General features: G+C 55.7%; 21 protein-coding genes. 3 read left to right on the top strand and 18 right to left on the bottom strand.

What is annotated here, in order from left to right; translation table 11 throughout:
* Nucleotides 1-10 precede the first annotated feature (10 nt).
* The 3 genes from AC6RNO_RS14745 to AC6RNO_RS14735 all read right to left on the bottom strand — a co-directional run bounded on the left by AC6RNO_RS14745 (nucleotide 11) and on the right by AC6RNO_RS14735 (nucleotide 5,968).
* Nucleotides 11-2,080: a bifunctional aldolase/short-chain dehydrogenase gene (locus AC6RNO_RS14745; protein WP_497105865.1), complete on the bottom strand. Its 2,070-nt coding sequence runs from the start codon at nucleotides 2,078-2,080 to the stop codon at nucleotides 11-13.
* A gap of 1,615 nt (nucleotides 2,081-3,695) precedes the next feature.
* Entirely contained in the window at nucleotides 3,696-4,823 is a 1,128-nt protein-coding gene (locus AC6RNO_RS14740) for a transglutaminase domain-containing protein (RefSeq protein WP_497105864.1), read from the bottom strand.
* 188 nt (nucleotides 4,824-5,011) lie between these two features.
* Nucleotides 5,012-5,968, bottom strand: a complete 957-nt coding sequence (locus tag AC6RNO_RS14735) for an AAA family ATPase (RefSeq protein ID WP_474681766.1) — start codon at nucleotides 5,966-5,968, stop codon at nucleotides 5,012-5,014.
* Between the two features lie 331 nt (nucleotides 5,969-6,299).
* On the opposite strand from AC6RNO_RS14735, the gene AC6RNO_RS14730 reads away from it, so the two are divergent.
* Nucleotides 6,300-7,124: a hypothetical protein gene (locus AC6RNO_RS14730; RefSeq protein ID WP_497105863.1), complete on the top strand. Its 825-nt coding sequence runs from the start codon at nucleotides 6,300-6,302 to the stop codon at nucleotides 7,122-7,124.
* A gap of 155 nt (nucleotides 7,125-7,279) precedes the next feature.
* On the opposite strand, the gene AC6RNO_RS14725 is transcribed toward AC6RNO_RS14730, so the two are convergent.
* Genes AC6RNO_RS14725 through AC6RNO_RS14710 form a run of 4 tightly spaced genes read right to left on the bottom strand, consistent with a single transcriptional unit; the run spans nucleotide 7,280 to nucleotide 9,767 of the window.
* Nucleotides 7,280-7,588 carry an antibiotic biosynthesis monooxygenase family protein gene (locus tag AC6RNO_RS14725; RefSeq protein ID WP_474681768.1) on the bottom strand — a complete coding sequence of 103 codons (309 nt, stop codon included), beginning with the start codon at nucleotides 7,586-7,588 and terminating at the stop codon, nucleotides 7,280-7,282.
* A 20-nt stretch (nucleotides 7,589-7,608) separates the two neighbouring features.
* A complete protein-coding gene (locus AC6RNO_RS14720) occupies nucleotides 7,609-8,241 on the bottom strand; it encodes a histidine phosphatase family protein (RefSeq protein WP_497105862.1) in 633 nt (210 codons plus the stop codon).
* A gap of 22 nt (nucleotides 8,242-8,263) precedes the next feature.
* On the bottom strand, nucleotides 8,264-9,265 hold the full coding sequence (lplA, locus tag AC6RNO_RS14715; protein WP_497105861.1) for a lipoate--protein ligase: 1,002 nt from the start codon (nucleotides 9,263-9,265) through the stop codon (nucleotides 8,264-8,266).
* A gap of 4 nt (nucleotides 9,266-9,269) precedes the next feature.
* Complete coding sequence (locus AC6RNO_RS14710) at nucleotides 9,270-9,767, bottom strand: GNAT family N-acetyltransferase (RefSeq protein WP_497105860.1); 498 nt, start codon at nucleotides 9,765-9,767, stop codon at nucleotides 9,270-9,272.
* Between the two features lie 163 nt (nucleotides 9,768-9,930).
* Between AC6RNO_RS14710 and AC6RNO_RS14705 the strand changes: the two genes are divergently transcribed.
* Together AC6RNO_RS14705 and AC6RNO_RS14700 are read left to right on the top strand one after the other, a co-directional pair.
* Nucleotides 9,931-10,731, top strand: coding sequence for a GNAT family N-acetyltransferase (locus AC6RNO_RS14705; protein ID WP_497105859.1), 801 nt, complete (start codon nucleotides 9,931-9,933; stop codon nucleotides 10,729-10,731).
* Nucleotides 10,732-10,767: 36 nt separating this feature from the next.
* The gene (locus AC6RNO_RS14700; protein WP_497105858.1) at nucleotides 10,768-11,637 is read left to right on the top strand and encodes an SDR family oxidoreductase; all 870 of its coding nucleotides are present in this window, start codon (nucleotides 10,768-10,770) and stop codon (nucleotides 11,635-11,637) included.
* Between the two features lie 77 nt (nucleotides 11,638-11,714).
* Here the strand turns inward: AC6RNO_RS14700 and AC6RNO_RS14695 are convergent, their stop codons facing one another.
* From AC6RNO_RS14695 to AC6RNO_RS14645, 11 genes are all read right to left on the bottom strand, one after another.
* Nucleotides 11,715-12,401, bottom strand: coding sequence for a YdcF family protein (locus tag AC6RNO_RS14695; RefSeq protein ID WP_474681774.1), 687 nt, complete (start codon nucleotides 12,399-12,401; stop codon nucleotides 11,715-11,717).
* A gap of 13 nt (nucleotides 12,402-12,414) precedes the next feature.
* Entirely contained in the window at nucleotides 12,415-13,074 is a 660-nt protein-coding gene (locus AC6RNO_RS14690; RefSeq protein WP_474681775.1) for an alpha/beta hydrolase, read from the bottom strand.
* 29 nt (nucleotides 13,075-13,103) lie between these two features.
* Nucleotides 13,104-13,748, bottom strand: coding sequence for a peptidylprolyl isomerase (locus AC6RNO_RS14685; RefSeq protein ID WP_488438280.1), 645 nt, complete (start codon nucleotides 13,746-13,748; stop codon nucleotides 13,104-13,106).
* Between the two features lie 32 nt (nucleotides 13,749-13,780).
* On the bottom strand, nucleotides 13,781-16,429 hold the full coding sequence (locus AC6RNO_RS14680) for a PBP1A family penicillin-binding protein (RefSeq protein WP_497105857.1): 2,649 nt from the start codon (nucleotides 16,427-16,429) through the stop codon (nucleotides 13,781-13,783).
* 134 nt (nucleotides 16,430-16,563) lie between these two features.
* On the bottom strand, nucleotides 16,564-16,803 hold the full coding sequence (gene hfq / locus AC6RNO_RS14675; RefSeq protein WP_147946297.1) for an RNA chaperone Hfq: 240 nt from the start codon (nucleotides 16,801-16,803) through the stop codon (nucleotides 16,564-16,566).
* Nucleotides 16,804-16,847: 44 nt separating this feature from the next.
* Nucleotides 16,848-17,837, bottom strand: coding sequence for a tRNA (adenosine(37)-N6)-dimethylallyltransferase MiaA (gene miaA / locus AC6RNO_RS14670; RefSeq protein ID WP_497105856.1), 990 nt, complete (start codon nucleotides 17,835-17,837; stop codon nucleotides 16,848-16,850).
* Nucleotides 17,831-18,607 (bottom strand): class I SAM-dependent methyltransferase, encoded by a 777-nt coding sequence (locus AC6RNO_RS14665; RefSeq protein ID WP_497105855.1) that lies wholly within the window; start codon nucleotides 18,605-18,607, stop codon nucleotides 17,831-17,833. The genes miaA and AC6RNO_RS14665 overlap by 7 nt, the downstream gene beginning before the upstream one ends.
* 4 nt (nucleotides 18,608-18,611) lie before the next feature.
* Entirely contained in the window at nucleotides 18,612-20,561 is a 1,950-nt protein-coding gene (gene mutL / locus AC6RNO_RS14660; protein ID WP_497105854.1) for a DNA mismatch repair endonuclease MutL, read from the bottom strand.
* A 5-nt stretch (nucleotides 20,562-20,566) separates the two neighbouring features.
* The gene (locus AC6RNO_RS14655) at nucleotides 20,567-22,003 is read right to left on the bottom strand and encodes a S41 family peptidase (protein WP_497105853.1); all 1,437 of its coding nucleotides are present in this window, start codon (nucleotides 22,001-22,003) and stop codon (nucleotides 20,567-20,569) included.
* A 127-nt stretch (nucleotides 22,004-22,130) separates the two neighbouring features.
* A complete protein-coding gene (gene mutS / locus AC6RNO_RS14650) occupies nucleotides 22,131-24,803 on the bottom strand; it encodes a DNA mismatch repair protein MutS (RefSeq protein WP_497105852.1) in 2,673 nt (890 codons plus the stop codon).
* Between the two features lie 311 nt (nucleotides 24,804-25,114).
* Nucleotides 25,115-26,560, bottom strand: coding sequence for a putative amidoligase domain-containing protein (locus AC6RNO_RS14645; RefSeq protein ID WP_497105851.1), 1,446 nt, complete (start codon nucleotides 26,558-26,560; stop codon nucleotides 25,115-25,117).
* Between the last annotated feature and the right edge of the window lie 99 nt (nucleotides 26,561-26,659).

Genomic DNA, 26,659 nt, shown 5'->3' with positions numbered 1-26,659 from the left:
TCACTCCCGTTTATCGAGTAAATGCAGCCGGCACACCGCCGTCAATCGTTAGCATGCAGCCTGTCGTTTTGTCTGACTTGGAGGATGCAAAAAACGCAATGCCTTCCGCGATGTCTTTGGGGAAAATGTTCACGAGCAGCGTCGTGCGCTTGCGGTAGTACTCTTCCAGCTGGTCGGGCTCGATGCCGTAAGCGGCTGCGCGCTCGTTTCTCCAGCTGCCGTTCCAAATGGCGGAGCCTTGCAGAATCGCATCCGGCAAAATCGTGTTGACACGGATGCCGAACTCGCCGCCCTCGGCAGCGATGCAGCGCGCCAGGTGCGCTTCAAGCGCTTTGGCCGCGCTGTAGGCGGTGGCGTTTTTGCCTGCGTACACCGAGTTTTTGGAGCCGATGAATACCATGTTGCCGCCGATGCCCTGCACTTTCATCTGCTTGAACGCTTCGCGGGCGACCAGGAAATAGCCTGTGCCCAGGACGTTAATGTTAAGGTTCCATTCTTTCAGCGATGTTTGGTCGAAAGGACTGGAAGTCGCAAGTCCGGCATTGTTGACGATGATGTCGACGCCGCCGTAGGCAAGCGCAGTCTCGGCGTAAGCGGCGGCGACCATCTCTTCGCTCGTCACGTCCATTTTTACGGCGATGGCGCGGTTTTCGCCGAATTTGTCGTTGATCTCGCCGGCAACTTTTTGCGCGCCTTCCAGGTTCAGGTCAGCTAGCACGACGTGAGCGCCTTCGGATACGAGACGGCGGGCCGTTTCGCTGCCGATGCCGCCAGCGCCGCCAGTAATGAACGCAACTTTGCGGGAAAATTCGGCCTCTGCAGGCGCAAGCGTCAGTTTATACAGCTCAAGCGGCCAGTATTCGACGTTGTAAGACTCGTTCTCGCTGAGCGATACGAATTGGCCGAGCGCCGTTGCGCCTCGCATTACGGCGATAGCGCGGTGATACAGAGCGCCGCTCACTTTGGACATCGCCCAGCTTTTGCCGGTATTGATCATGCCGATTCCCGGGATCAAAATAACGCGCGGAGCCGCTTCGAACATGACGTCGCCTTCGTTTTTGTTGCGGTCGAAGTAGGCTTTGTACTGCTCTTTGTAAGCGGCGATGCCTTCTTTGAGCTTCGTTTTCAGTCCTTCGATATCATCGGCGTTCGGCTCCCAGTTGATGAAGAGCGGAACGACTTTCGTATGAACCAAATGGTCCGGGCAAGCGGCGCCGACCTGGGAAAGCGACGGCGAATCTTGGCCGCCGACAAACTGCAGCACATCGGCCTCATCGTCGAATGTCAAAATCATTTTCTTGGCGTCGCTGACCGCTCCGCGAATCGCAGGCATCACTTCGGCCGCGATGCTGCGGCGCACTTCCTCAGGCAGCGCTTCGTATTTCGCTCCGCCGAACAGCTTCGCTTCATTAATACGGGATTCGATATAGGATTCCGCTTCAGTGATGATTTTGATCGTCTGTGCATAGGCGGCTTCGGACGTTTCGCCCCACGTGACGAGACCGTGCTTCTCCATCAGCACAAGCTCCGCTTTCGGGTTGGCGAGCACGCCTTCGGCGATCATTTTGGACAGCGTAAAGCCAGGGCGCACGTACGGTACCCACACGAAGCGGTCGCCGAAAATTTCGCGGGCGATTTCTTTGCCGTTGTCGGCACAGCACAGGCTGATGATGGAATCCGGATGTGTATGGTCAACATGTTTGAATGGTAAAAATGCGTGAAGCAGCGTTTCGATCGAAGCGCGGGGATGTTTGGAATCGATCATGCAATGAGTCAAGTAGCCGACCATTTCTTCGTCGGACATTTCGGACTTCTCGAACAGCGGACGAATGTCGTCCATGCGCAAGCCGGTAAAGTTGCCCGCTTTCATCGTAGCCAAATCGGAGCCGCTGCCTTTCACGTACATGACTTCGACATCACGGCCGCGGAAATCTTTGACAACCGTTTTGCTGGACGTATTGCCTCCGCCCCAGTTGCATACCCGGCGGTCCGATCCGATGATGTTGGAGCGGTAGACGAGCTCGTCAAGACCTCCTTGAAGCGCAGAAGCTTTCGTGTTATCCCACAAACTTTGTACCATGTAAACTACCTCCGACTTTACGTTCATTTTTGTATTTGTTTGTTTTTGCTTGTTTTCATCTTACCATCTCTTTGTTTGGTTGTATATAAAAAAATAAAGAAATGCAATGCTGCCGAAAAACCCGCCCGCATACACCCGGACACCCGCTTAACGCCGCGGGTGGTTGACCACCGCCATGCGACGTCACACCACGCCGCCGGGAGCTGCGCGCAGTGCGAAAAAGCGTGCAGAAAACCTGGGAAAGCCAGATTGTTGAAAAAGTGACTGGCTGAAGGGATCGGCGGGGGCGCAGCCGCTCTTACCCAACCTAATTCAGTCCAGTACGGGTTGCGGCGCTGAAGTGGGTCACGCTTCTCTTGCATGGGTTCCGGCGCTGAAGTAGGCCTCGCTTTCCCTTCTGGGTCGTTGCGCTGAAATGGGGGTGGACACGGCGGCTTGGCTGGGAGAAAGCCTGCAAAAGTGCAGGCTTTTTCTGTGAAAGTAGCTCATTTTGGCGAAAAGCCTGCGATTGTGCAGGAATTTTCGCTAAAAATGCACCAGAGCCCATGTTCGCGGCGAAAAGCCTGCACATTTGCAGGAATTTGACGTAGCCAGCGTATCCATCGAGCAAAAGCTGCACTTTTGCAGGTTTTTTCGCGCAAGCATGGGTTTCGGCCGTGAAGTGAAGCCGTGCTTCTCCTACACGGGTTGCGGCGCTGAAGTGGGTCACGCTTCTCTTGCATGGGTTCCGGCGCTGAAGTAGGTGGACAAGGCGGCTTGGCAGGGAAAAACCTGCAAAAGTGCAGGCTTATTCCGTGAAAGTAGCTCATTTTGGCGAAAAGCCTGCGATTGTGCAGGAATTTTCGCTGAAAATGGATCAGAACGCATGTTCGTGGTGAAAAGCCTGCACATTTGCAGGAATTTGACGTAGCGAGCGTATCCATCGAGCAAAAACTGCACTTTTGCAGGTTTTTTCGCGCAGCCAGGCAGATTGTGCGACCGGATCTAGCGTGTGGGTTTCTGATCAGCCTGCGCTTTATCCAACTGTTATATTTGTAAAAACTTGAACCTACAGCAATTGTGTAAGGGTGACGTCCACGGCGTCATGAGTGTTTTTGCAGGTTTGAACGGGTTTAAGCAAGTTGGGGCATAGTTGAGCGTGTTAAGCGGTTTGGGCAGTTTGGGCAGTTTGGGCAGTTTGAGTAGGTTGAATAGGTTGAGCACGGTTGAGTGAGCATATTGAGCATGTTGGGGCAGGTTTGGCACGTTTGAGCAGATTGAACTGGTTTAAGCAATTGAGCAGGTTTGAGCAAACTGAACAGTTTGAGGCACGTTTGAACAAGATTGCGGCTTTTGCCAAGCGGTTTCACGAATGGCTGCGCCTGGGCCACCCTCCTGCTGCCCTGACAAAATGTCGCGACTTGCTCCGGCAGCTCGAAACGCAAAGCTTGTTTATTTTTGTTTTCGTTTGTTTTTATCCGAACCAATAAAAAAAAGAAGAACGCCCCAAGACGCATATTGCGCTTGAACCGTTCTTTTCCAGCCTACCAGCGGCCGCTCGTACCGCCGCAGCTCCCAGCGCGCAGTATTGCGCTGAATGACGGCGGTCGGTCGATCGCAGGATTATCTCCTTCGACTAGTAAGTCAATTTGATTTGCAGCAGTCTGTCGTTCGCCGTCGTTCGCGTATATGCAGCCGAGGTGTAGCTTAAGCCGGCGATTCCGGTCACGGAAGCACGCGCTTTTTTCAAGTCCGCCGCTACGCTGCCGCCGTGAAGATAACGAATCGTGATCTCCTGCTCGCGGTTATTGGCTGCGGCTTGCAATTTCGCCGTCAACTCCTTCAAATTCGCCGCGGTGTTCGCTTCGGATAAATAAGACAGGCCGAGCGAGTCGTACATATTGTTGTAAAAAGACGCTTTGCCCGGATCGGATTTCCTCAGCCCCGCCAAAGTCTGGTCATAGGACGTCTTGGCCGCAGGATACGATTTGTTCCATGAATGATCCACTCTAAGCTGCGCATCGGTGAGATTGTAGTAATCGTAACTCACTTTGCCCCGGACATCGGGAACGGGGTCGTCCCAGGTCGTGTCCAGTTGATACCATGTGCCGTCCAACTGCACGAGATTCCAGGCGTGAGCGATTCCGCGCGCCCTGCCCTCTTCGATTTTTACGGGAATGCCCGCTTGTCGGAGCATTTCGTAGGCGATGAGCGCGTATCCCTGGCACACCGTCGTTCCCTGAAAAAGGCCGTCGTAGGCCGAATGCGATTTTAACGTCGTATCATAAGCAAGATTGCTTACGATCCAGTCGTGAATCGCCTTTTCCTTCTCATGGGCGTTCATGTCCGTGGTCAGTATGGTTGGCAACACCTCGGCGATTTTGGTCTTTACTTGCGCGGTTTGCTCCAGAGTTTCCCAGTATGTAAATTGAAACGTGACGGCCGTCAAACCCGAAGACGTCGTCTTGGCTGTGAATCCGTATGTTTTTACCGTATAATGCACGTAATCGTCGGCATTCAGCGCAGCGTTCAGGGCGCGCGTCACCTCCGCCTTCAACGCAGACGCCTTACCGGCATACGCCACGTCCAATGAAGGCATACGGTTCGTTAATGCGCTGAGAATTTGCGATTGCAGCTCGCTTTCCGCCGCTGCGTCGGTGCTGGTCGCCGCGGCGGCGACGCCCGCCGTGCCCCCGGCCGCAGTGCCGGCAAAGACCGCGAATGCCGCGCCGGTTGCCAAAAGTCTTTTCGCCAGTAATTTCATCGAATCCGCCCTTTCGGGAATCAAGTTTTGATCGTTTCCAAAATCGGTAGATTAATAGATTTACAGGAATACTATACCATATCCATCGACTGATTTCGACAAAATTAATGCGGGCGCTGCGGCAAATATGAACGGTCAAACAATAAACCTCCGGCACCGCACATGGCGGCAGCGGAGGTTCATAGATTTCATTTTATTTTCAAATCTTCCGGCCTGATCGACATCAGCTCCTGTTTGGAAGGCGTGCTTACGTACTGGCCCAGGAGACGGACCGCCTGATGGCGCATGGCCTTCTCCAGCACGTTCCTCACATACCTGGCATTGCTGAACGCTTTCCAGGTCATCGTTTTTTCCTCGATAAGCTGCTGCTTTAGCTTGAGAATCGTTTGCGGAAGCAGCACATACTCCCTGTCTTTTGCCATCGATTCAATGATCTGTATCAGCTGATCGACGCTGTAATCCTCAAAATCGACCTGAATGGGGAACCTCGAAGGCAGACCCGGATTGGTCGCGAGAAACTGCTCCATCTCGTCGGAATAACCGGCCAGAATAAGAATAAAATCGTTCTTCTTATCCTCCATCCCTTTTACGAGACAATCGATTGCTTCCTTGCCGAAATCTTTGTCCCCGCCCCTTGCCAGACTGTAAGCTTCGTCGATAAACAGCACGCCGCCCATTGCTTTCTTCATCAATTCGCGGGTTTTCAGCGCCGTATGCCCGATGTACTCGCCGACCAGATCGGCCCGTTCCACCTCGGTAAAATGCCCCTTGCTCAGCACCCCCATGGCATGAAACATTCTGCCCATCAGCCGCGCTACCGTCGTTTTCCCCGTTCCGGGACTGCCTTTGAATATCATGTGATATACGTGCGCATTGCTGAGGAGTCCCGCTTCGGCGCGGAATTGCGAGATTTGCAGCAGCGCATAAATTTCGTGAACGAGCTCTTTCACGTTTTGAAGCCCGACCATTTGATTCAATTCTTTAAAAATGTCGGATAAGGGACCTTCCTGAGGGCTCCTTTTGGGCATCGTATGAGGTTCTGCATCCGCTATCGGCTGAGGTTCGCTGTTTCGCAGCACGATATTGATTTGGCGCGACGGGATTGTATGGTTTCGCTGATCTTTTGTAATGACTCGACCACTCATGTGTATCACCTCGTTTTCTAGGTGTTTTCAATATACGCGGGAGCCCAGAAGAAAGTTACATGCCTGCCGCTTGATATAAATCCCCGAGTGTAAAAGATTATTAGCAAATAATATAGTTTTCATTTGCAAACAAAGAAGAGAGGGGTCATTTCTCCTCCTTCATCATATTAGACGTACGGTTATTTTATGAAGACATCTTTACAAAACGTGGCTCCGATATTTTTAGCCCAAAATTTAACTGGGCAAGCATCCATTTGTTTGGATAGTACATAGGCTGATGTATCAAATGTTTTAGGAGGAGATTTTTTAATGACTTACCAACAACATCATCATGGGCATCACCATCACTATCCGCATCATTACCATGCATATTATCATCATCCACACCATTACCCTGCGTATTACCCATATTACTATCATCCCATGCATCACCATGCACATCATCATGCTTTCGTTCCTTTTGCCCATCATCACCCTCACTTCATTCACGCCCACGCGCATCACGCTCATCATGTTCATCATCCGCATATGCATATGCATGCTTATCATCCACACATGCATATGCATGCTTATCATCCGCACATGCATATGCACGCGCATCCGCATCATGCTCACCACGCCCACCACGTCCATCATGGCGCTTATTACGGGGGAGCGCAAGGCGTTTACCCAGGAGCTCCTGAAGTTGGAGGAGTTGCGGCACAACCTGAGACAGCCAATTATCCAACCACTTATCCAACTACTTATCCGACCGCTCAACAGCCTGCAGTCGGCGCTCAAGAAGTATACGGCAAAGGCAAATAAGCTTACGTTTCTCCGGCATGACCCTAAAATCAAAGATCGCCCGCATCTTGCCAGTTCGGCCAGGTGCAAGGCGATCTTTTTCATGAAGCTACTGGTAAGCGGAAAAGCCTGCGAAAGCGCAGGCTTTTTCCGTGAATCGGGTTCATTTCGAGAAAAAACCTACGGTTGTGCAGGAATTTTTGATGAAAAGGAATCTAAGCTCGTGTTCGCGCCGAAAAGCCTGCACAATTGCAGGAATCTTTCGCAGCCAGCGCCTCAATCGGGCAAAAACTGTATTTTTGCAGGTTTTTTTCACGCAACCAAGCAGATTGTGCGGGCTTGGCTCTGGCGCGCGGGTTTCAGTTCAGCCTGACTTTTGCAGGCTCTCTCGCCCAAGTAGATGTGCTGACCCCTGGCGTTCGAGCTGTTCGACAGTCTCACGTTCGCGAATTTCCATGCGCCTTCCCGGCGACCGTGCGGCTCCGGCGGTACGTCAGCAGTCTGCGCAAAAGCCGCCGGGAGCGAGCTTCACTCTTTTGATGTGTACATTTGACTCGGGGTAAAATGCTCCACCACCGGAAAAGGATCATAAAAATGGTGCAGCAGCTTCCGCCATTCCTGGTATTGTTCAGATCCGCGGAAGCCGGACGTGTGGTCTTCCAGCGTCTCCCAGCGGACCAGCAGCAAGTATTTGTTCGGGTCCTCGACGCAAGCGTGCAGCTCGTGCGAAATGTAGCCTTTCATCGATGAAATGATGGACGAGGCCTTTTCAAACGCGGCTTCGAATTGTTTGGTTTTGCCTGGAATAACAGGCAGCATGGCGGCTTCGAGAATCATATCCGCACTCTCCCCTCCTGTCAGAAGCCGTCGGCTTCCTCATCTTGAAAATGTGACGTATCTCCGTGCAGGACGATATGCGGCCGGCCTTCCTTCCATTCCACAAGACTCAAGCAGGTCGGATAAAAATAAGGAGGATTCCAAAGCTCAGCCAGCGGCCTTTGTTCAAAATAGGCCATGATGATTTTAAGCGTTACGGTATGCGAAAACAGGCCGACCGTTTTTCCGGCATGCTCCTCAAGCAGCCGCTCCAGCGCCGGCAATACTCTCTCCTGCAACGCTTCGTAAGACTCCCCCGAATCAGGCTTGTACTCATGCGGCCTGCTCCAAAATGCACCGAAGCTCTCCGGCTGCTCCAGCTTGATTTCTTCCGCCAGCCTGCCTTCCCATGCGCCAAGGTGCATCTCTCTCCATACATCCGCCGCCTGAATGGGCTGTTCCCGCAGGCCGCGCACGATCCGCGCCGTCTCCATCGTCCGCCCGCTGCTGCTGGACAGCAGCACATCGAACCGGACATCCCGCAGCGATTCCGCCAACCACTGCGTTTGCTGCCGGCCCTGCTGCGATAACGGCGAATCTGCATGTCCCTGCAACCTGCCTTGCAGATTCCACTCCGTTTCCCCGTGCCTGATCAAGTATAAACTCGTCGTCATCCGGTCCATGCCTCCTCTACATTTACGTCAACAGCAGCAAGGATACGAAATTGTCCGGTTCCAGCGGACCAAAATACCGGCGAAGCTCGGTGCCCGCCAACCTTTCGCGTATGGAAGTTTCCTCGTAGCGCACGCCCTTCAGCCGCTCTTCGAGCTCGCCGACATCCTGCACGCCGAAGAAATCCCCGTAAATTTTCAGCCCCCGGATCGTTCCTTCTTCAATGTCCAGCCGCACATCCACGGTGCCGACCTGTTCAAACCGCCTGGAGTTTTGGATCGTGCTTTTCGGCGATTTCCCGTAATTCCAGTCCCAATTCTGATAGCGCTCCTGCGAAAGCAGGTTGATCCGCTCCCAATCGTCCGCCGTCAGTTTGTAGCGCGGCACATCCGCTTCGTTCACCCCGAAAATCGATTCCAGCAGCCGCTTGCGAAAATCTTCGACCGTCATCGGCTGCTTCAAAAACTCGGCAATATTGGCGACCCGGCTGCGAATCGACTTAATGCCCTTGGACTGGATTTTATCCGGGTTTACTTTCAGTGCCGACACGACATTGTCGATCTCCGAATCGAACAGCAGCGTGCCGTGGCTGAACATGCGCCCTTTCGTCGAGAACTGGGCGTTGCCGGAAATTTTCCGCTCGCCGACCTGAATGTCGTTGCGTCCGGTCAAAGCCGCTTCTACGCCCAGCCCGCGCAGTGCCTGCACGACCGGCTCCGTAAACTTTTGAAAATTATGAAAAGACTGGCCGTCGTCCTTCGTAATAAAGCTGAAATTCAAATTGCCCAAATCGTGGTAAACCGCCCCGCCGCCGGACAGACGCCGCACGACATGAAGCTGATGCTCTTTCACATATTCGGGATTGATTTCTTCTATCGTATTCTGATTTTTGCCGATGATGATCGAGGGCTCGTTGATATAAAAAAGCAGATAAGTTTCATCGTCCGGCAAATGCCGCAGCACATATTCTTCAATGGCCAGGTTGATTCGGGGATCGTGAATGCCTTCATTATCGATAAACAGCATGATTTTACTCTCCTTGCTCGTGTATTGGTTCGACGGGGGCCGACATCGTCCGGTTCAAGGTGGACATCCCCAGCGAATGATAAAACTGCACGGCGCGCTGATTAAACTCCCACACGTTCAGTTCCATGCTGGACGCCCCTTTTTCCCGGGCCCATTCCAGCGCCGCTTCGTACAGCTTGGTGCCGATTCCTTGCCTCTGATGGCCGGGAACTACCGCCAGTTCGTTGATATGTCCGTAAATGCGCGGAACGAGGGCGTTATACGGGGGGCTTTTTTTCATTTCGGCCATGACGACCCCGACGACGGTTCCCTGCTTTTCGGCGACAAAAATTGCTTTATTTTCCTGATCGGAGAAGCTTCGGTACCAGCCCATGGCGACGACGCGGTCCAACCTGGCAAACAGCCCGGGCAGCGCTTCCGCATGCTCTTCTTGTCCGAAACGGATGATGGCGTTAACGGCCTCGTAATCTTCCGCCGCCGCTGTGCGGATTGTAACGGTCAACTGAAATCCCCCTCCCTATGTATTCTAGCTTACCGTAAAGAGCATATCTTTTCCAGCGGACCGCGAATATTGTCGAAGCTTCACAAAGCGATTGTATTAATATTCACAAAAATGTATAATCATAAAAATCGCAATCATTTTATCGAATAAAGGAGCATGGGAAATGAGAAAAAGCTGTGAACCGTTCCTCGCGCTCGAACGGATTGCCGCCCACACCTGGCCGGGCGAAGAAGCGGAAACAATGGGCGAGTGGCTCGTACGGGCGTCGCGCGGCGTTACGAAACGGGCGAACAGCGTGCTTGCTGCGGGAGAGTTTCCCCAAGACGGCCGATGGCTGGCGCGAATCGAGCAATTTTACAGGGAGCGGAATCTTCCCGCCTTGTTTCATGTCAGCGATGCCTCGCCGGACGGCCTCGACGAGCTTCTTGGCACGAACGGGTACGAAAAGGAAGTGCCCTGCCTCTTGATGACGGCGGACAGTCGGGAAGCCGCCGCCAAAGCGCAGCACGCGCTGAACAGCACAAAGCCAATAGCGGCGGAAATCGTCTGGTCCGGGCAGGCCGACGAACAGTGGACCCGCGATTTCATCCGGCTTGAACAGTTCCCAGCGGAGCGAAAAGCGTTCTACGACGGTCTGTTCGAAAGAATGCCCGGCCGCAAAGGATTTCTCGCCCTTAGGCGCGAAGGCGAGACGGTCGCGCTCGGGACCGCCATCGCCCGGAACGGCTGGGCGGGGTTCATGAATGTCGTCGTCCGCGAGGATTGCAGAGGTCAAGGCTTTGGCTTGCTCCTCATGCATGCGATGACGGCATGGAGTGTGGAACAGGGCGCGGACAACCAGTTTTTGCAAGTCATCGCGGACAACGAACAGGCAAACCGCTTGTATGAAAAGCTCGGGTATAAGCCTTTATTCGGTTATCATTACAGAGTCAAGTATGAATTGGAGCCGGCTGCATCATCCTAACAGGGAATACCGACAGGATGAAAGGGAGTAAGGCACATGGCAACAGCAACAGAGACGAAACCTGCATTTCCGGCGCAGCACCAGAACAAGCAGCCGGGCATCGAATCGGAGATGAACCCGCGCCCGGTTTTCGAGGATGCGCAGTACAAAGCCGCCGGCAAGCTGAAGGATAAGGTGGCGATCATTACCGGCGGGGACAGCGGCATCGGCCGGGCCGTCGCCGTCGCTTACGCCAAGGAAGGCGCGGACGTCGTTCTCGTCTATTTGAACGAGCACGGCGACGCGGAAGAAACGCACCGCCGGATCGAAGAGCTCGGCCGGAAATGTTTGCACATCGCCGGGGACGTGGGCGACGAGAACTTTTGCAAGCAGATCGTGAAGCAAGCCGTCGGCCAATTCGGGAAGCTGGACGTCCTGGTGAACAACGCCGGCGAGCAGCACCCGCAAAAAGTGTTCGCGGACATCACTTCCGGCCAGTTGGAGCAGACGTTCCGGACGAACATTTTCTCTTACTTTTATATGACCCAGGCGGCGCTGCCCCACCTCCAAGCGGGCAGCGCCATCGTCAACACGGCCTCCATTACGGCCTACCAAGGGCATGAACAGCTTGTCGACTACTCTGCGACCAAAGGAGCGGTCGTCAGCTTCACCCGCTCCCTTGCGCTGCAGCTCAGCGGCCGCGGCATCCGCGTCAACGGCGTAGCGCCGGGACCCGTCTGGACGCCGCTTATCCCGTCCACGTTCACCGCCGCGGAAGTCGCCAAATTCGGCGCGGACACGCCGATGAAGCGCGCCGGACAGCCGAATGAACTGGCGCCGAGCTATGTGTTCCTCGCTTGCGATGATTCGTCCTACATGTCGGGACAAATGCTTCACGTCAACGGCGGCACGATCGTGAACGGCTGAGCTTGATTCGCACCGAAAAAGGGCCGGACCCCGAGCGGAACAATCCGCATGAGGTCCAGCCCTTTTTGTCGCCGGGTTTACAAGCCCGCTTTCAGCAGCAGCTTGGTCCATTCCCATTTCATGTAGGCGAACGTTTCCCGCCCTTCGTGGTACGGAAGGAACAGCACTTCCGAATCCGTCGTCGAGACGAGCGGATTGCGCAGTCCGACCGTTGTGGCAATGTCGAGGGCGCGCGATCCGTGATAGTTATGCGTGATGACCACGGAAGTAACGAGCCCCTGCCCGTCCATAATTTGCTTGCTGTAGAGCAAATTCTCGTACGTACTGGTCGCGCGCGGCTCCAGCAGAATAGCGCGGTCCGGGATGCCTTTTTGAACGAGGTAATTACGCATGCCTTCCGCTTCGGTCAATTTGGAGCCGTTATGGTCGAGTCCGCCCGTCACGATGAGCTTCGCGAATTTCCCTTCCTTGTAAAGCGCATAAGCGTGGTCGAGACGCTCCGTTAGGCCCGGGCTCGGCAAATCTTTGCGCAGCGCGGCGCCCAGCACGATCCCTACGTCCACTTTATCCGGCAAAGCCTGCTGCGGCCCGAACTGCACCTTCCATTGAATATAAACGACCCAGACGCAAAAGAGCAGAAAAAGCAGCAGCACCAGGCGTAAACCTGTTCGAGCCTTGCGCGCGAATCCGGCCGTTTTACCGGAGCGGCGGCGTGAAAATTTATGTACGGACTGCTGCTTGTTCCGGCTTTGCTGCATGTTCATCGTATAACTCCCTTTACTCTTTCTCCAGAAAAGCCTGCACATGGTCAAACAAATCTGCGGCGTCTTCACTGTGGCAAATCAAATGCTTCGACCTCGGATACCAATAGAGCTCCCTGTCTCCGCTTACTTTGCCGTAAATATATTTGGCGCTTAACGGATGAATGACCTGATCCCGCTGCGCTTGCGCAATCAAAGTCGGAACCGTAACCCGCGCGAACTCCGGCTTCAAATGCCGCACAAGCCGGGTAAATTGCCAGGTGGCGCGCAGCGGCGTCGATCGCGCTTTGTGCAAATAGTCCTGATCCTGGTGACGCCAATCCTCGCGCATCACCTGCAGCAGCCGTGCCGGACTGACGTATATGACCGCCGTATTCAGCAGCACGAGCCTGCGGACCGGATAGCGGACCGCCAAATAAGCGGCAAGCAGCCCGCCCATCGAAAAGCCGACCAAATCGAAAGTGCCGTACTGCTCCGCCATACGCTTCGCGTGCCGTTCGGCCGAACCGACCCAATCCTCCCAATGGGAGGATCGGAGCCCGTTCAGGTCTTCCCCGTTCCAGGGAAGCCTCGGCACAACGCACGGCTGTCCGCGGTATTCCAGATGCCTCGCCAAAGGCTCTACCTCGAACGGGCCGCCCGTGAAACCGTGAAACAAAAGACATGGGCGCGTCATTGCCGAATCCGCCTCCTTGTTTCGCTCGCTTACTTCTCGGTAATCGCGATGGAGTCGATCGTAACTTTCTCCTTCGGCTTGCTTGCTTCACCCGTGGGGCTGGTTCCTACCGGCGTCGCGGCGATTTGCTGCACAACGTCCATACCGCTCGTCACTTTGCCGAAAATCGTATAGTCCGGCTTGCTGTTAAGCGACTTGGAGTCGTCGCCGGTGCAGATGAAAAACTGGCTGCCGTTCGTATTCTTCCCGGCATTAGCCATGGCGACGATGCCCGGCTCGTATTGATGGGCCTTCGACAGCTCATCCTCGAACTTGTATCCCGGACCGCCTGCGCCCGTACCTTTTGGGTCCCCAGTCTGAATCATGAACGATTGGATGATCCGGTGGAACGTCAAATTGTTGTAAAAGCCTTCTTTGGACAGAAACACAAAGTTGTTCACTGTTTTCGGAGCGTCCTTGGCGAACAGCTCAATCGTAAATTTGCCCTTGGAAGTCGTAACCTCCGCTTGATACGTTTTGTTCGTATCGATCGTCATGTCCGGCGCCTTGCTCCATTGCTTGGCTGTTCCTTCCGCGGGAGCCGCGGGCTTGTTCCCACAAGCGGACAGCGCAACCGCCGCCGCAATTAATGCTAATGCAAACATCTTTTTCCGTGGAAAGTTCATTCGGGACATCCTCCATTGCAGCATAAAAGCTGGATCGATTGTTAGTTTTTCACGTTGTTTGTGTTGTTCGCGTTGTTCGCATTGTTAACGTTGTTCGCGTCGTTCGCGCCATTCAAGGCGTCCGTACTGTTCAGACCGTTCGTGTTATTGATCCCGTTCGCCTTGGTCCCGTTCGGATTCAAGGGATCTCCGGGCTTATCCGCCTGGCCTCCCGCAGGTTTATCGGAAGGCGAAGCCGTCGGGCCGGAGCCCGGCGAAGTTCCGGGACTGGCCGAAGGGAGCGTAGTCGCTTTGCCGCCGGCCGTAGGCGATGCCCCCGGAGACTGCATCCCTGGCGACGGTGACGGTGACGGTGACGGCGAGCCATGGTTCGCTCCGCTGCCGGGAGACGGCGACGGCGACATGGACGGCGTCGGCGATGTAATCAGCCCGTCGTCCTTGGGAACGGTGACGCTGATTTCATTGGACTTGCTGCCGGGGGCATTCGTATCCAGATTCACTGGAATTACGTAATATTGATACGTTTCTCCGCCGGTTACGGTCATATCGCTGACTCCCGTCGATGGAGACTCAAGCAGCAGCTTGGGCTCCTGTTCCGTGGAACTTTTCCGGAACACTTGATAAGCTGTCTTGTCGCCAAACGGTGTCCACGTTAATTGGACGGATCTTTTTTCCGGCACATACGCGCCTGCCAAATCGGTTACTCCGCTAGGCGGCTCTTTCAAATCAGGCACGCTGGCAGGCTTCGTAAAGCTGGAGGCAGGCTTGCCTGCAAGCGCATTGGACATGACTTCCTTGAAAATGGCGGAAGGGCTTCCGCTGCCGACCGTCACATAATGCTTCGCGTCGACCTTGTCGAATCCTTCCCATACGGCCGCGGTCCACTCCGGCGTGTAGCCGACGAACCAGACGTCGCGGTCATACTTCTCAATTCCTTTAATATCAAGTCCCGTCGATCCCGTTTTCCCGGCGACCGGACGGTCGAACTTCGCCTTCGCGCCCGTCCCGCCCTGCTCGACGACGCCTTGGAGCAGCAGCGTTAAATAATAAGCGGTCTGCGGCTTGATGACCTGCTTTTGATCCGTTTTGTACGTAGCGACATCTTTACCGTCCTTATCCGTAATCCGGACAATCGCGTGCGTTTTGTTCTGCACGCCCTGATTGGCAAATGCGCCGTATGCCGTCGCCATTTGCAGCGGGGAAACCCCGTCCGTCAAACCGCCCAGGGCGATAGCCAGGTTGCGGTCTTTCGTTTTGTTCAAAGGAATGCCCAGCTTGTTCGCGAAATCCATGACGTAACTCATCCCTTTGGCGCTGCTGATCTGGCTGAGCAGCCATACTGGGGCCAAATTGTACGACTTTTTCACCGCTTCGAACATCGTTACTTGACCGTGGCTCGTTCGGTCGTAGTTGCGGGGCGAATAATCGCCGAACGACGTCTGGGTATCATCCAGCTTGGAATACGGATTCCAGTCTCCCGTCTCCAGCGCCGGGCCGTAAGCCGCAATCGGCTTGAATGACGAGCCGGGCTGTCTTAGGGAAAATACGCGGTTGAACCCTCGCGCCTGATAGTCCCTGCCTCCGATCATCGCCACCAGACCGCCGGTTTTATGATCGATAATGACCATCGAGCTTTGAATCTTTTGCCCGTCGGTAGCGTCTTTCTGGAACAGGCTTGCATTAGTGTACGTCTGCTCCATAGTTTGTTGCGCTTTCGGGTTCATCGTCGTATAGATCCGGTAGCCTTTGGACATCAGCTCTTCCTCGTCGATGCCGTACATATTTTCCGCTTCGTTAATGACGTAATCAACAAAGGTAGCGTAATTCGACGTCGTTGTGCGGCCGGTCGGAGGCACATAATCGATTCCGGCCGCCTCTGCGCGCTCCTGCTCGGTAATGTAGCCCTGGTCGGCCATCAGCTTGAGTACGACGCCGCGCCGCTCTTTGGACATGTCCGGGTTCGCCAAAGGCGAATAGCGGGACGGCGCTTTCGGCAGGGCGGCGAGCGTGGCGATTTCCCACAGCTTCAGATCGTTCAGGTTCGATTTGCCGAAATATACCTTGGCGGCCGCTTTGATGCCGTACGCATTGCTGCCTAAATAAATGCGGTTTAAATATTTTTCCAAAATTACTTCTTTGCTATACCTCTGATCCAGAGCAAAGGCGATAGCCATTTCGGTGCCTTTGCGGAAAGCCGTCTTCTCGGAGCTGAGAAAGACGTTTTTGGCCAGCTGCTGGGTGATCGTGCTGCCCCCTTCGACGGCGCTCATATGCATCACGTCTTTGACCAGCGCGCGCCCGATCGCCCAGAAATCGACGCCGGAATGCTCCAGAAAGCGCCTGTCTTCGGTCGCGATGAACGCATTTTGCAGCTGTTTGGGAATGTCCGAGATTTTGACGCTTTCGCGGTTTTCGGCGCCCTGATACAGCTTGGCGATCTCGGTAGGCTCCGCTTTTCCTTCCTCCTGTGCAAAAACGAGCGATGATTCCGAAGTGGCGTCTATCTTGTCAATGTTTTGATCCAAAATTTTGTAGCCGCTCATCAGGACGACGATGTAAACGCCCATCGCGCAAATGACGGCAAGTATCCCTGCAATGATCGTGCCGAATATCAGCTTTCTTGCATTGAACGGCTTCTTCTTCTTGGTTTTTTTGGTTTCCTGAGGCTTCGTTTTGGTTGTATTTGCCAAATCCACCGACTCCCTCGTCTATAATCTCTAGGCTGATCAACAAAAGAACAACCTCGTGATCAAGGTTGCTCCTGCTTGTTACTATTCGATTAGACGTTCCCGCAAATTGAAAAGTTGCAAAATGCCGCCAATCGTTACTCGGATGCTTCCGCAGCGGCCATCAGCGAGACGGCTCTTTGCGGGGTAAAAGTTGAAATCGCATGCTTGTAAACCATTTGCTGGCGTCCTTCGCTGTCTATGATAATCGTGAAATTATCGAAAGCGCGAATAAGTCCTCTGATTTGAAACCCATTAGTTAAGTATACGGTTACGGGAATGCTTTCTTTACGCAGTTGGTTCAAAAAATTGTCCTGGATATTAATGGATTTGTTCATCAGTAGGTCCCCCTTAATGGAATGAAACATCCGCCCGGTTGGCGCTATTTCAATGGTAATTGTTGTTGAATATATTCAATTTCTTGAACAAACTTTCCTGCTATTATATCATTAATCTTTTGGAAATGCGCAGAAAATTTTGCCGTATCCGTGACATCGATCCAATCTATGTCCTTCATGTGCCGAAACCAGGACAATTGGCGCTTGGCAAACCTGCGCGTATCCCGTTTCAGCAGCTCGACCGCTTCTTCATATGTGCGGAAACCGTCGAGGTAAGTGACGATTTCCTTGTAGCCCAGCCCTTGCATCGAGATGGCGTCTCTCGGACAGCCGGAATCGAGCAGGCTGCGGACTTCTTCAACGAGCCCTTCGCTCATCATCTGATCGATCCGCTCTTCGATGCGCCGGTAGAGCAGCGCCCGGTCCATCGTGAGGCCAATGATACAGAGTTCGTAGGGGGACTCTTTTTTTTGCCCGGCCAGATGCTCCGACAGCGGCTTGCCGGACACATGGGCGACTTCCAGCGCCCGGATAACGCGCCTTCGGTCATTGGCATGCAGGCGGTCCGCTGTTTCCGGATCGATCTCCCGCAGCCGGCCGAGCAGCGCCTCGTCCCCGTACCGGTTTGCGAACGCTTCCTGCTCATTGCGGAAAGCTTCATCCATGCCGACGTCCGTGAATTGGTAATTGTAGCAAACCGACTCTATGTACAATCCGGTTCCTCCGACGATAAAAGGCAGCTTCCCCCGGGCATGAATTTCCGGGACGAGGCTTTTGACCCGCTCCTGAAATTCCGCCGCCGAGAACGGATAGGACGGCTCGTGAATATCGATCAGATGATGGGGAACGAGCGCGCGCTCCTCCGGACTTGCCTTCGCCGTGCCGATATCCATCCCCCGGTACACCTGCATGGAATCGCCCGAAATGATCTCGCAATCGAATTTTTGGGCGATTTCCAGGCTCAGCTTCGTCTTGCCGACCGCCGTAGGGCCGATCAGCACGAGCAGCTTCGGCTTCGCCAACGCGTCTAACACAGTCGAATCACTCCATAAGTCGTTTTCGTATTGGAACGCAGCACCCGCTCGAAACCGAGGCGGGCAAACTCCTTGCTGTCCCTGTGCTCCTTGAGCACGATGCTTTTTCTGGCTACGCGCCGGGCCTGCTCGATCGCAAGCAGGCTGACCGCTTCGGGATTGGCCCGCTGCCGCAGGGGCGAGATCGAGCTCGATTCCCCGATCGGATTGCGGAACATCGGGTCAAAGTAGACGATGTCCGCGCTCCCCGTCTCCAGCCGCTGCAAATAAGCGAGATGATCGGTCTGGCTGACAGCGATTCGGCGCATCGCTTCGTTAAGCTCGGGAATGTCGGATTCGTACGCCGACAGCCCTTCGCGGATGAGCATGGCCGGAACCGGCTCGCTCTCCAGTGCCGTCACTTGCCCGGCGGCGCCGACGGCAAACGAAAACACAATCGCATCGGAAGCCAGCCCCGCCGTACAGTCGATCACCGAATCGCCTGCCGCCGCGCCGGATGCATCGAGCAGCAAATCGGATTCGCCGCGAAGCAGCCGCTTGATTCGCACCTGCGCCATGCTCGGATGAAAAAATAACGCAGGCATATCTCCTACATAGTACCTGATCTCTTCCTTCGTCACAAGCAGGAGCGAATCGTCGCCTTGCTTTTGTCTAAGTTGCTGCAAGGAATCCCGGCCCCGCGCGATCAGACGCCCGCCGTATTCCTCCGCCAGCCGGCGTGCTTTGGCAAGCGCTTCGCCGGACGGTTCGTAAGATGTCGTTACAAGCACGAGGCTACATCACCCGCTTAAACATTTTTTCGAGCTCATAAGTGGAGAAGCTGACGACAATCGGCCTGCCGTGCGGACACGTATAAGGATTGCGGCAGCCAGCCAAACGGTCGATCAAAGTTTCCATTTCAAGCACGCTCAGGCCCTGGTTCGCTTTGATCGATGCCTTGCAGGAACACATAATCGCCGCTTTCTCGCGCAGCTTGGCGATGTCGACCGCCTTGCGCTCGGCGAGCACCCACTCGCACATTTCCTCGACGATCGCTTTCTCTTCGCCGCCCGGAAACCAGTGGGGATGCGCCCTCACCAAAAACGTATTGCCGCCGAACGCTTCCATATACACCCCGGCCTGCTCGAACAGGGAGAGCCTGTCTTCGATAACGGCCGCTTCGGACGGCGTAAATTCCAGCGTAATCGGCACGAGCAGCTCCTGGCTGGCCTCCGCCGGATTGCCGAAGCGCTCGTAGAAATATTCATAATTGATGCGTTCGTGAGCCGCATGCTGATCGATCAGGTAAAGCCCTTCATCGTTTTGCGCGATCAAGTAAGTTCCGTGCATTTGCCCGATCGGATCGAGCCTTGGAAATGAAGGCAGCTTAGGCGCCGCCGATTCGCCGGATTCCGGAATCAGATCCATAAAAGCTTCCACCGCTTTGCGCTGCTGCCGAACGGAGGCGCCGTTCGGAGGCGCGTAGTCCGAACCGGATGTTGAAGCCATCCCTGTACGCGGGCGGGCTGCAAGGGGCTCTACCGCAGAACGATACGGATTCACGGCCTCCTTAACCAGCGGGCTCGGCGTGACCGGCAGCGGCTCCGTTTTGACGGGTTCGGTGCGCTCTGTGCGAGGCTGCGGAGTTGTCCCGAGGTTAGGCTCCGTAACAGGCTCCGCAACCCGCGTGAGCTCCAGCTGCTCCTGCACGTACGCCCCCTTCGGCGCAGCCGGCTTCGCACCCTGCGGAATCAGCACCTGCTTGCCGAGCGTCCGCTTCACTTCCGCTTCGATCATCGCCGTCAGCTCCGCTTCCTTGCTGAACCGCACCTCCAGTTTGGACGGATGCACGTTGACATCGACGAGAGCCGGGTCCATGCCGATTTGCAGGACGGCGACCGGGAAGCGGTTGATCGGCAGCAGCGTATGATAGCCTTGCAGCAGCGCCTGATTCAATGCAAAGTTGCGGACATAGCGGCCGTTGACGATGGTGGAAATGCCGCCCCGATTGGCGCGCGTCATCTCCGGTTTGGCGATGAAGCCTTGCAGCGTGTAATCCAGGCTTTCCGCCTGAATCGGCAGCATCTGCTTCCCGACGGCCGTGCCGTAGATGCCGGCGATGACCTGGAGCATATCCCCATTGCCTAGTGTTTGCAGCAGCAGATTGCCGTTATGCTTCAGGGAGAACGCGATATTCGGATGTGCCAGAGCGAGCCTGTACAAATAATCGGACACGTGTCCCAGCTCGGTCTGGATCGTTTTCATATATTTCAGGCGCGCCGGAGTGTTGAAAAACAGCTCCTTGACCGATACTTCCGTGCCCCGGGAAGCCGCAATCTCCTCTACCAGACGAATGGTGCCGCCTTCGATGGCGATTTTTCGCCCCAGCCCGTCGTTCGTGGAGCTCGTCACGCATTCCAGCCTCGACACCGAGGCGATGCTGGGCAGCGCCTCGCCGCGAAAGCCGAGCGTGCGAATCGCGAACAGATCTTTGCTCGTGGCGATTTTGCTCGTCGCATGGCGCTGAAAAGCCAATTCGCAATCTCCGGCTTCCATCCCCGAGCCGTTGTCCACAACCCGGATGAGCTGCAGGCCGCCCTCTTCGATCGTCACGTCAATACGGGTGCTGCCGGCATCGACCGAATTTTCCACAAGCTCCTTGACGACGGAAGAAGGCCTTTCCACCACTTCTCCCGCCGCGATCTGGTTGGCAATATGCTCGCTTAAAAGCTGGATTTTCCCCATAGCGCTCAGTTCCCCTTTGCGGCGCCGATCGTCACGTTCTCCCCATCTTCTTTGACATGAAGTCCAGGGAAATAATCATGAAACAGATCGACATTCACGTAACTCGTGCCATTGTCGATAATAAGCTTGCCTGCTTCGGACGAAAGCGAATGCGTGCCGTCCGCCCCTGTCACGTCGACCGTGTGCTTGTCGTTATTCCAGGCGACTTTGGCGTTAACAAGCGCCGCCAGGGCGCGGGTCGGGGCGTACAAATGCCCGTTCTCGCTGAGCAGCGGGAAGCCGCTCGTCATTTCGACGCCGTTGTAAGTCACCTTATGTTTGTAAACCGTAACCTCGACATCGGGAATGCCCGCCATACGAAGCGCCGTAATCAATTGTGCTGCACTGCCGTCCGTCTCGATATCCGGCTTGATGCCCACTTTGTTCACTTTGTGCATGTTAGGCGTTAAATACTCCTCGATCGTCACTTTCAGGCCGCTCCCGTCCGTCAGCTGCATCAACTGCTGGACGCTGCCCTTCCCGAACGTCTGAACGCCGATGACTTTGGCGACCTTATAGTCCTGAAGCGCCCCGCTCAAAACTTCCGAAGCGCTGGCGCTGTTCTCGTTCGCGAGCACATATACGGGCACCCCGACTTCCGAACCGCCGGTGATCGGCACCGGCTCATCGACACCGTTGCGGTCCCTCGTATGGATCAGCGTGCCCTCCTTGACAAAATGTTTGGCGATATTTTGTGCGGTTTTCACCAGCCCGCCCGGATTGTTGCGCACATCGAGAATGAGCGCCTTCAGCCCTTTGGACTTCAAATCGGCCAATTGCTTGTCAAAATCGCTGTCGGCATCGCTGGAAAAATCGGTGATTTGAATGTAGCCGACGCCATTAGCGAAGCTTTTGCTGTACACTTCAGGCACATTCACTTCTTTGCGAGTCAAGTCGACCGTCAATTCCTTGCCGCCCCGCTGCACCGTTATTTTCGTTTTCGTTCCCGGTTCCCCGATAATTTTGCTTCTGGCCGATTCGATCGAATCTTTTTGCACGGCCGCTCCGTCTACCGCCACGATGTAATCGTCTACCTGGAGACCGGCAGCTTCCGCCGCAGATCCGGCAAATATTTCGGAAAGATAGATGCCGTCTTTGTCCATTCCGATGCGGGCGCCCATGCCGACGTAATTGTTTTCCAGGTAGTTGGAAAATGCGTCAAGCTCCTTTTTCGTAAAAAATACGGTATAAGGATCTTTAAGCCCTTCGATCATTTCGGCGATGCTTTTATTTTTCAAATCATTTTCAGTGACTCCGCTGACGTGCATCGTTCCGAGAACTTGTCTGACCTGCTCGGTGGTCTGCGCATCGTCCTGCGCCATAGCGCCGGCAGGCAGCAAAGTCAGAAGCGCGGAGGCGAGCGCAAGCGTAACTTTCATCGGTTTCAAGCTCGGTTGTCTCATGACTGACTCTCCCATGCGTATATTTTTTGGCCGGGAGTCCGGCGGGTTCATCCGCCAAACTCCCGGGAGTCTGTCCGACGGAGTTGCTTTACATATATACCTTCTACGTCGTTCATCGGACAGACTCCTAGTTATGCAGCTTTTGTTTCCATTCGTAAACCAGATTGAGCGCCTGCAGCGGCGTCATGTTGATCAAATCGATCCCCTTCAGCTGGTCCAGCACCAGCTGCGATTTGGCGTCAAGCTTCTTCTTGACGCCGGAAACGGCGACGTTGTCCTCCTCAAAGAGGGACAACTGCTGAACCGCCGGCTCCGCCTTCGCTGTTGCGACGGCGGTGGTTTCAAGCTCCGCAGCCCGCGGCGGGGTGGGCTGCTCATTCGCGGGCGCGGCCTGCGCAGCGGCGGCCGCCCGCGTTTCAAAGCCGTTCAGCAGCGCATAGGAGCGCTGAATGATCGTTTCGGGCAGCCCGGCAATTTCGGCACAGTAGATGCCGTAGCTGGTGCTTGCCGCCCCGGGAATCAGCTTGCGCAAAAAAGTCACCTGCCTGCCGCTCTCTTTGACCGCCATGCAGTGGTTGCGCAGATGGCCCAAGCTTTCTTCCAAATGCGCAAGCTCGTGGAAGTGCGTCGACACGAGCGTCTTGCAGCCGATCCGGTCGTGCAAAAACTCGATGACCGCCTGGGCGATCGCCATACCTTCGCCCGTCGAAGTGCCGCGGCCCAATTCGTCGATGATGACAAGGCTTTGGCTCGTCGCTTTCTCCGTCATCACCTGGATGTCCATCATCTCGACCATGAACGTGCTCTGGCCGCCGATCAGATCGTCGGCAGCGCCGATCCGCGTAAAAATCCGGTCGACGACCGGCATGCGCGCCGACCGCGCGGGCACAAAGCAGCCGATCTGCGCCATCAGGCAGATGACGGCCACCTGCCGCATATACGTGCTCTTCCCGGCCATATTCGGCCCGGTGATGAGCAAAATGCGGCCCTGCTCCTGTTCCAGCCTCGTTTCGTTGGCGATGAACGAGCCGTCCTGGATGACCGCCTCCACGACCGGGTGGCGGCCCTCCTCGATGCGGAGATCGAAGCCTTCGCCGATCTCCGGCTTGCGGTAGTGATACGCCGCGCTGACAGCGGCCAGCGACTGGTACACGTCGGCGGCGGCGATCACTTCCGCCAGCTTCTGCAGCCGCGAAATGTGCCCGGAAATGCGGTTGCGCAGCTCCGTGAACAGCTCGTGCTCGAGATCGACCATTTTATCCTGCGCTTCGAGAATGAGCGCTTCTTTTTCTTTCAGTTCGGGCGTTACGTAGCGCTCCGCGTTGGCCAGCGTCTGCTTCCGCTCGTAGCGGCCTTCCGGGAGCGAAGCCATGTTCGCTTTCGTCACCTCGATGAAATAGCCGAACACTTTGTTGTAGCCGATCTTCAGCGACTTGATGCCCGTCGCCTCCCGCTCCCGGCGCTCCAGCTCGGCAATCCACTGCTTGCCGTTCGTGCTCGCTTCGCGCAGCTGGTCCAGGTAAGGCTGGTAGCCTTCCCGGATCATGCCGCCGTCGCGGATCGATACGGGAGGCTCGTCGACGATCGCCTCTGCGATCCACGACATCACGTCTTCGCACGCATCCATGTTGTCGACGAGTTTGCGCAGCGTGCGGGAGCCAGATGCCGCGCATACTTCCCGCAGCAGCGGCACCTGCTGCAGCGAATGCTTCAGCGCCGTCATATCCCGCGCATTGGCGTTGCCGTAGGAAATGCGCGCGACGAGCCGCTCCAGGTCGTACACTTCCTTGAGCGCCTGCCGGACATCCTCGCGGACGATCAGCTGGTTATACAGCACATCGACCGCTTCCAGCCGCTCCTCGATGCGGGACACGCTCATGAGCGGCTTCTCAATCCAGCGGCGCAGCATGCGCGCGCCCATGGCCGTTACGGTTCTATCGAGCAGCCAGAGCAGCGAGCCTTTTTTCGTGCGCTCCCGCACCGTCTCGACAAGCTCCAGGTTTCTTCTCGTAAAAGGGTCCATCGTCATGTACATGTCCGGCTCATAGCGGCGGATATGTTTGATATGCGTAAGCGCCCGCTTCTGCGTCTCTTTCAAATAGCTGAGCAGCAGCGCAACGCCCTGTCTGTTCAGCTCGTGGAGCCCGGGCAGCGCCTCGTCCGCGGCAAAATGCTCGGCCAGCAGGCTGTAGTCCGCATCCGTCCACTCCGTTACGACGGCGGATCGGCTCCAATTAGCCGTGCTTTCGCGAACTTGTTCGAGCATCGAAGTATCCGCGATCAGCTCGGAAGGGCTGTATACGTTCAGCTCGTCCACGACCGCTTCCCAGGAAGCCGGCAGCAAAGTCGTATACAACTCTCCCGTAGAAATGTCGCACGCGGTAAACGCGTATGCGCCGTTTCCACCGACGAGAGAAACCATATAATTGTTGCTCGACTCGCCCAGCAGCTTGCTGTCCATGACGGTGCCCGGAGTCACAATGCGCACGATTTCCCGCCGCACGACGCCTTTGGCTTCCGCCGGGTCTTCGACCTGCTCGCAAATCGCTGCCTTGAATCCTTTTTCAACCAATCGGGCTATGTAATTTTCCGCGGAATGGTAGGGCACACCGCACATCGGAATGCGGTCTTCTCCCCCGCCGTCCCTGCCTGTCAGCGTAATTTCCAGCTCCCGCGACGCGTTCACCGCATCCTCAAAAAACATTTCGTAAAAATCGCCTAACCGAAAAAATAAAAAAGCATCCGGGACTTGCGCCTTAACGGCCAAGTATTGTTGTATCATCGGTGTGTACTGGGCCATACGTTCCTCCAACCAGATAATAAAATGATCCGTTCTATGAATCTATGAAAATCAACCGCCGCAGCAAGGCGCAATGCCTCTACTAATTCGTTAAAAGCAGCTCCGTTCCTGCACCCGGGAGTCTGTCCGATAAATTCAGCAGAAGGTATATGTATGCGGAATGACGTGCACAAAAGAAACTCCGCCCGCCAGACTCCCCGTGCGATTCGAACCCGCTCATTCTGCGCGCAGGACGGTCCGCGGGCCGCAGCAGCGTCCGGCAAACCGTCCCTTATCCAATCCGGCGACAATCGATTCTATTATAACATGATTTACTGCTTAATTGCTTCTTTGCGATGATAGGGGGCAATGCGCCACGCTTTGCGGATATCCTCACGCTCATTCCACGGCTCCATCCGTTCGATCCGCAGTTTCAGCCGGTCCAGCACTTTTGCATGAACGTCGTACGCCTCCAGTTTTTCTAAATCCTTCCACAGCTCCGCCACCGTTTGCTGAAGGCTTGCTTTGTCTCCGCGATAATAAGCTCGCTGAATATCGAGTTTTTGCAGGGGCTGCTGCTGAAGCAGCCAATAGTTGTCGGCAATAAGCGAAGCGAGCGCGAATGTGCCGCGCGCAACCAGCGGCGACTCCATCCAGCTCGGCAGCGTGCGGTATTCGAAGCCGCCGTGCGGCTGGCGCCGGAAATCGCCGAGGAAGCCGTATCGGGGTCGGCGGTCGCGGGTCGTCGGCCCCTCGATTTGCATCAGCGGCAGCGCGAGATAGTTGTCGAGCGCGCGCAGCAGGTGCGTATTCAGCCAGCAGCGGCTGAAGTGGATATGGCCGCCGAGCGGGAAGCCGCTCACCGGCATGCCTCCCGAGAGCCAGGCGAGGCTCTCGTCGGGAATCGCCCGCGCGGCGAGCTGCATCGAAGACAGCAGGTTTCTCGCCAGCTCGCGCGGGTCGGCGCTTGGCTGCGGGCGCAGCTCCGCCAGCGGCAGGATGACGCGATGCCCGCTGAGCACGATGGCATCGCAGCCGACTGCGCCTTCCCGCGCGAGATAGCGGTCGGCGGAGACGACTTTGCCCCGCGGGCTGAGCAGCAGGAACTCGGGGTCGCTGCCGAGCACGGCCCGCTCGGTGCGCCGCAGCTCTTGACCCAGCGCGGCTGCATAGCGGTCGATCGCCTGGGCGAACAGCGGCGTGAGCCGCTCGTTCAGCTTCGGCGCCGGGTCCACATCGAGCACGAGCGTATGCCCGTTAGGCAGGATGCCGACCGTCACCAGCCCGTAATCCAGACCGAGCGCGTAGATCGCCTTGACGGACTCGCGGCTCGCCCTGCGAACGTGACGGCTCGCCAGTTCGGGCTGCACTTCCTCGTAAGCGGGCTTAAGGTGCTTGTAGGTGGAATCGTAAACCGACTGTTCTGAGCGGAGCAAACGCTCCTTTTTCTCGTAAACGGCCAAAATTTGCAAATGAAAGACGGCAACCTTGTACATATAGGGAAAAACGATCCGTCCGCTTTGGCCGCCAAGCGAAGCCCTCGTCTTGATCCCGTGCAGGCCGAGCAGTTCGTCGCGCCTGGCCGGCTGCCGGGCGCGCAAAATCGCTTTCACCGGCTGCAGCGCGCGCTTGCCCGGCTGCTCGCTCTGCGCCCCGCCCCAATGAATGACAACCTGCCCCTGCCAGTCCTCCGGCAGCTTCGTTCCGCTGGCCGTCCGCATGCTCCCGGCGATCGCCAGGGCATCCCGTTCGTGAAAATGGAGAAAAAATGTGTCCATTGTCAGGCTCCTTCGGTTTTTTTGGGGCCGCTCCGCTCAAGCCCATTTTCCAGGCCAAAACAAAAAAGAGGGCGAATGCCCTCTGCCAAACCCAATGCT

The organism is Paenibacillus sp. sgz302190, from assembly GCF_059820445.1.
The sequence above is the reverse complement of the archived record's forward strand: the minus strand, read 5'-3'. Positions and strand labels throughout refer to the sequence as shown.

Coding starts and splice junctions, on each gene's coding strand:
- hfq (WP_147946297.1), bottom strand. CDS start 16,803: ATGAACAAATCCATTAATATCCAGGACAATTTTTTGAACCAACTGCGT.
- AC6RNO_RS14725 (WP_474681768.1), bottom strand. CDS start 7,588: ATGATTCTCGAAGCCGCCATGCTGCCTGTTATTCCAGGCAAAACCAAA.
- AC6RNO_RS14690 (WP_474681775.1), bottom strand. CDS start 13,074: ATGACGCGCCCATGTCTTTTGTTTCACGGTTTCACGGGCGGCCCGTTC.
- AC6RNO_RS14645 (WP_497105851.1), bottom strand. CDS start 26,560: ATGGACACATTTTTTCTCCATTTTCACGAACGGGATGCCCTGGCGATC.
- AC6RNO_RS14655 (WP_497105853.1), bottom strand. CDS start 22,003: ATGAGACAACCGAGCTTGAAACCGATGAAAGTTACGCTTGCGCTCGCC.
- AC6RNO_RS14700 (WP_497105858.1), top strand. CDS start 10,768: ATGGCAACAGCAACAGAGACGAAACCTGCATTTCCGGCGCAGCACCAG.
- AC6RNO_RS14745 (WP_497105865.1), bottom strand. CDS start 2,080: ATGGTACAAAGTTTGTGGGATAACACGAAAGCTTCTGCGCTTCAAGGA.
- lplA (WP_497105861.1), bottom strand. CDS start 9,265: ATGCTGTTTATCGATAATGAAGGCATTCACGATCCCCGAATCAACCTG.
- mutS (WP_497105852.1), bottom strand. CDS start 24,803: ATGGCCCAGTACACACCGATGATACAACAATACTTGGCCGTTAAGGCG.
- mutL (WP_497105854.1), bottom strand. CDS start 20,561: ATGGGGAAAATCCAGCTTTTAAGCGAGCATATTGCCAACCAGATCGCG.
- AC6RNO_RS14685 (WP_488438280.1), bottom strand. CDS start 13,748: ATGTCCCGAATGAACTTTCCACGGAAAAAGATGTTTGCATTAGCATTA.
- AC6RNO_RS14695 (WP_474681774.1), bottom strand. CDS start 12,401: ATGAACATGCAGCAAAGCCGGAACAAGCAGCAGTCCGTACATAAATTT.
- AC6RNO_RS14740 (WP_497105864.1), bottom strand. CDS start 4,823: ATGAAATTACTGGCGAAAAGACTTTTGGCAACCGGCGCGGCATTCGCG.
- AC6RNO_RS14735 (WP_474681766.1), bottom strand. CDS start 5,968: ATGAGTGGTCGAGTCATTACAAAAGATCAGCGAAACCATACAATCCCG.
- AC6RNO_RS14720 (WP_497105862.1), bottom strand. CDS start 8,241: ATGACGACGAGTTTATACTTGATCAGGCACGGGGAAACGGAGTGGAAT.
- AC6RNO_RS14705 (WP_497105859.1), top strand. CDS start 9,931: ATGAGAAAAAGCTGTGAACCGTTCCTCGCGCTCGAACGGATTGCCGCC.
- AC6RNO_RS14730 (WP_497105863.1), top strand. CDS start 6,300: ATGGGCATCACCATCACTATCCGCATCATTACCATGCATATTATCATC.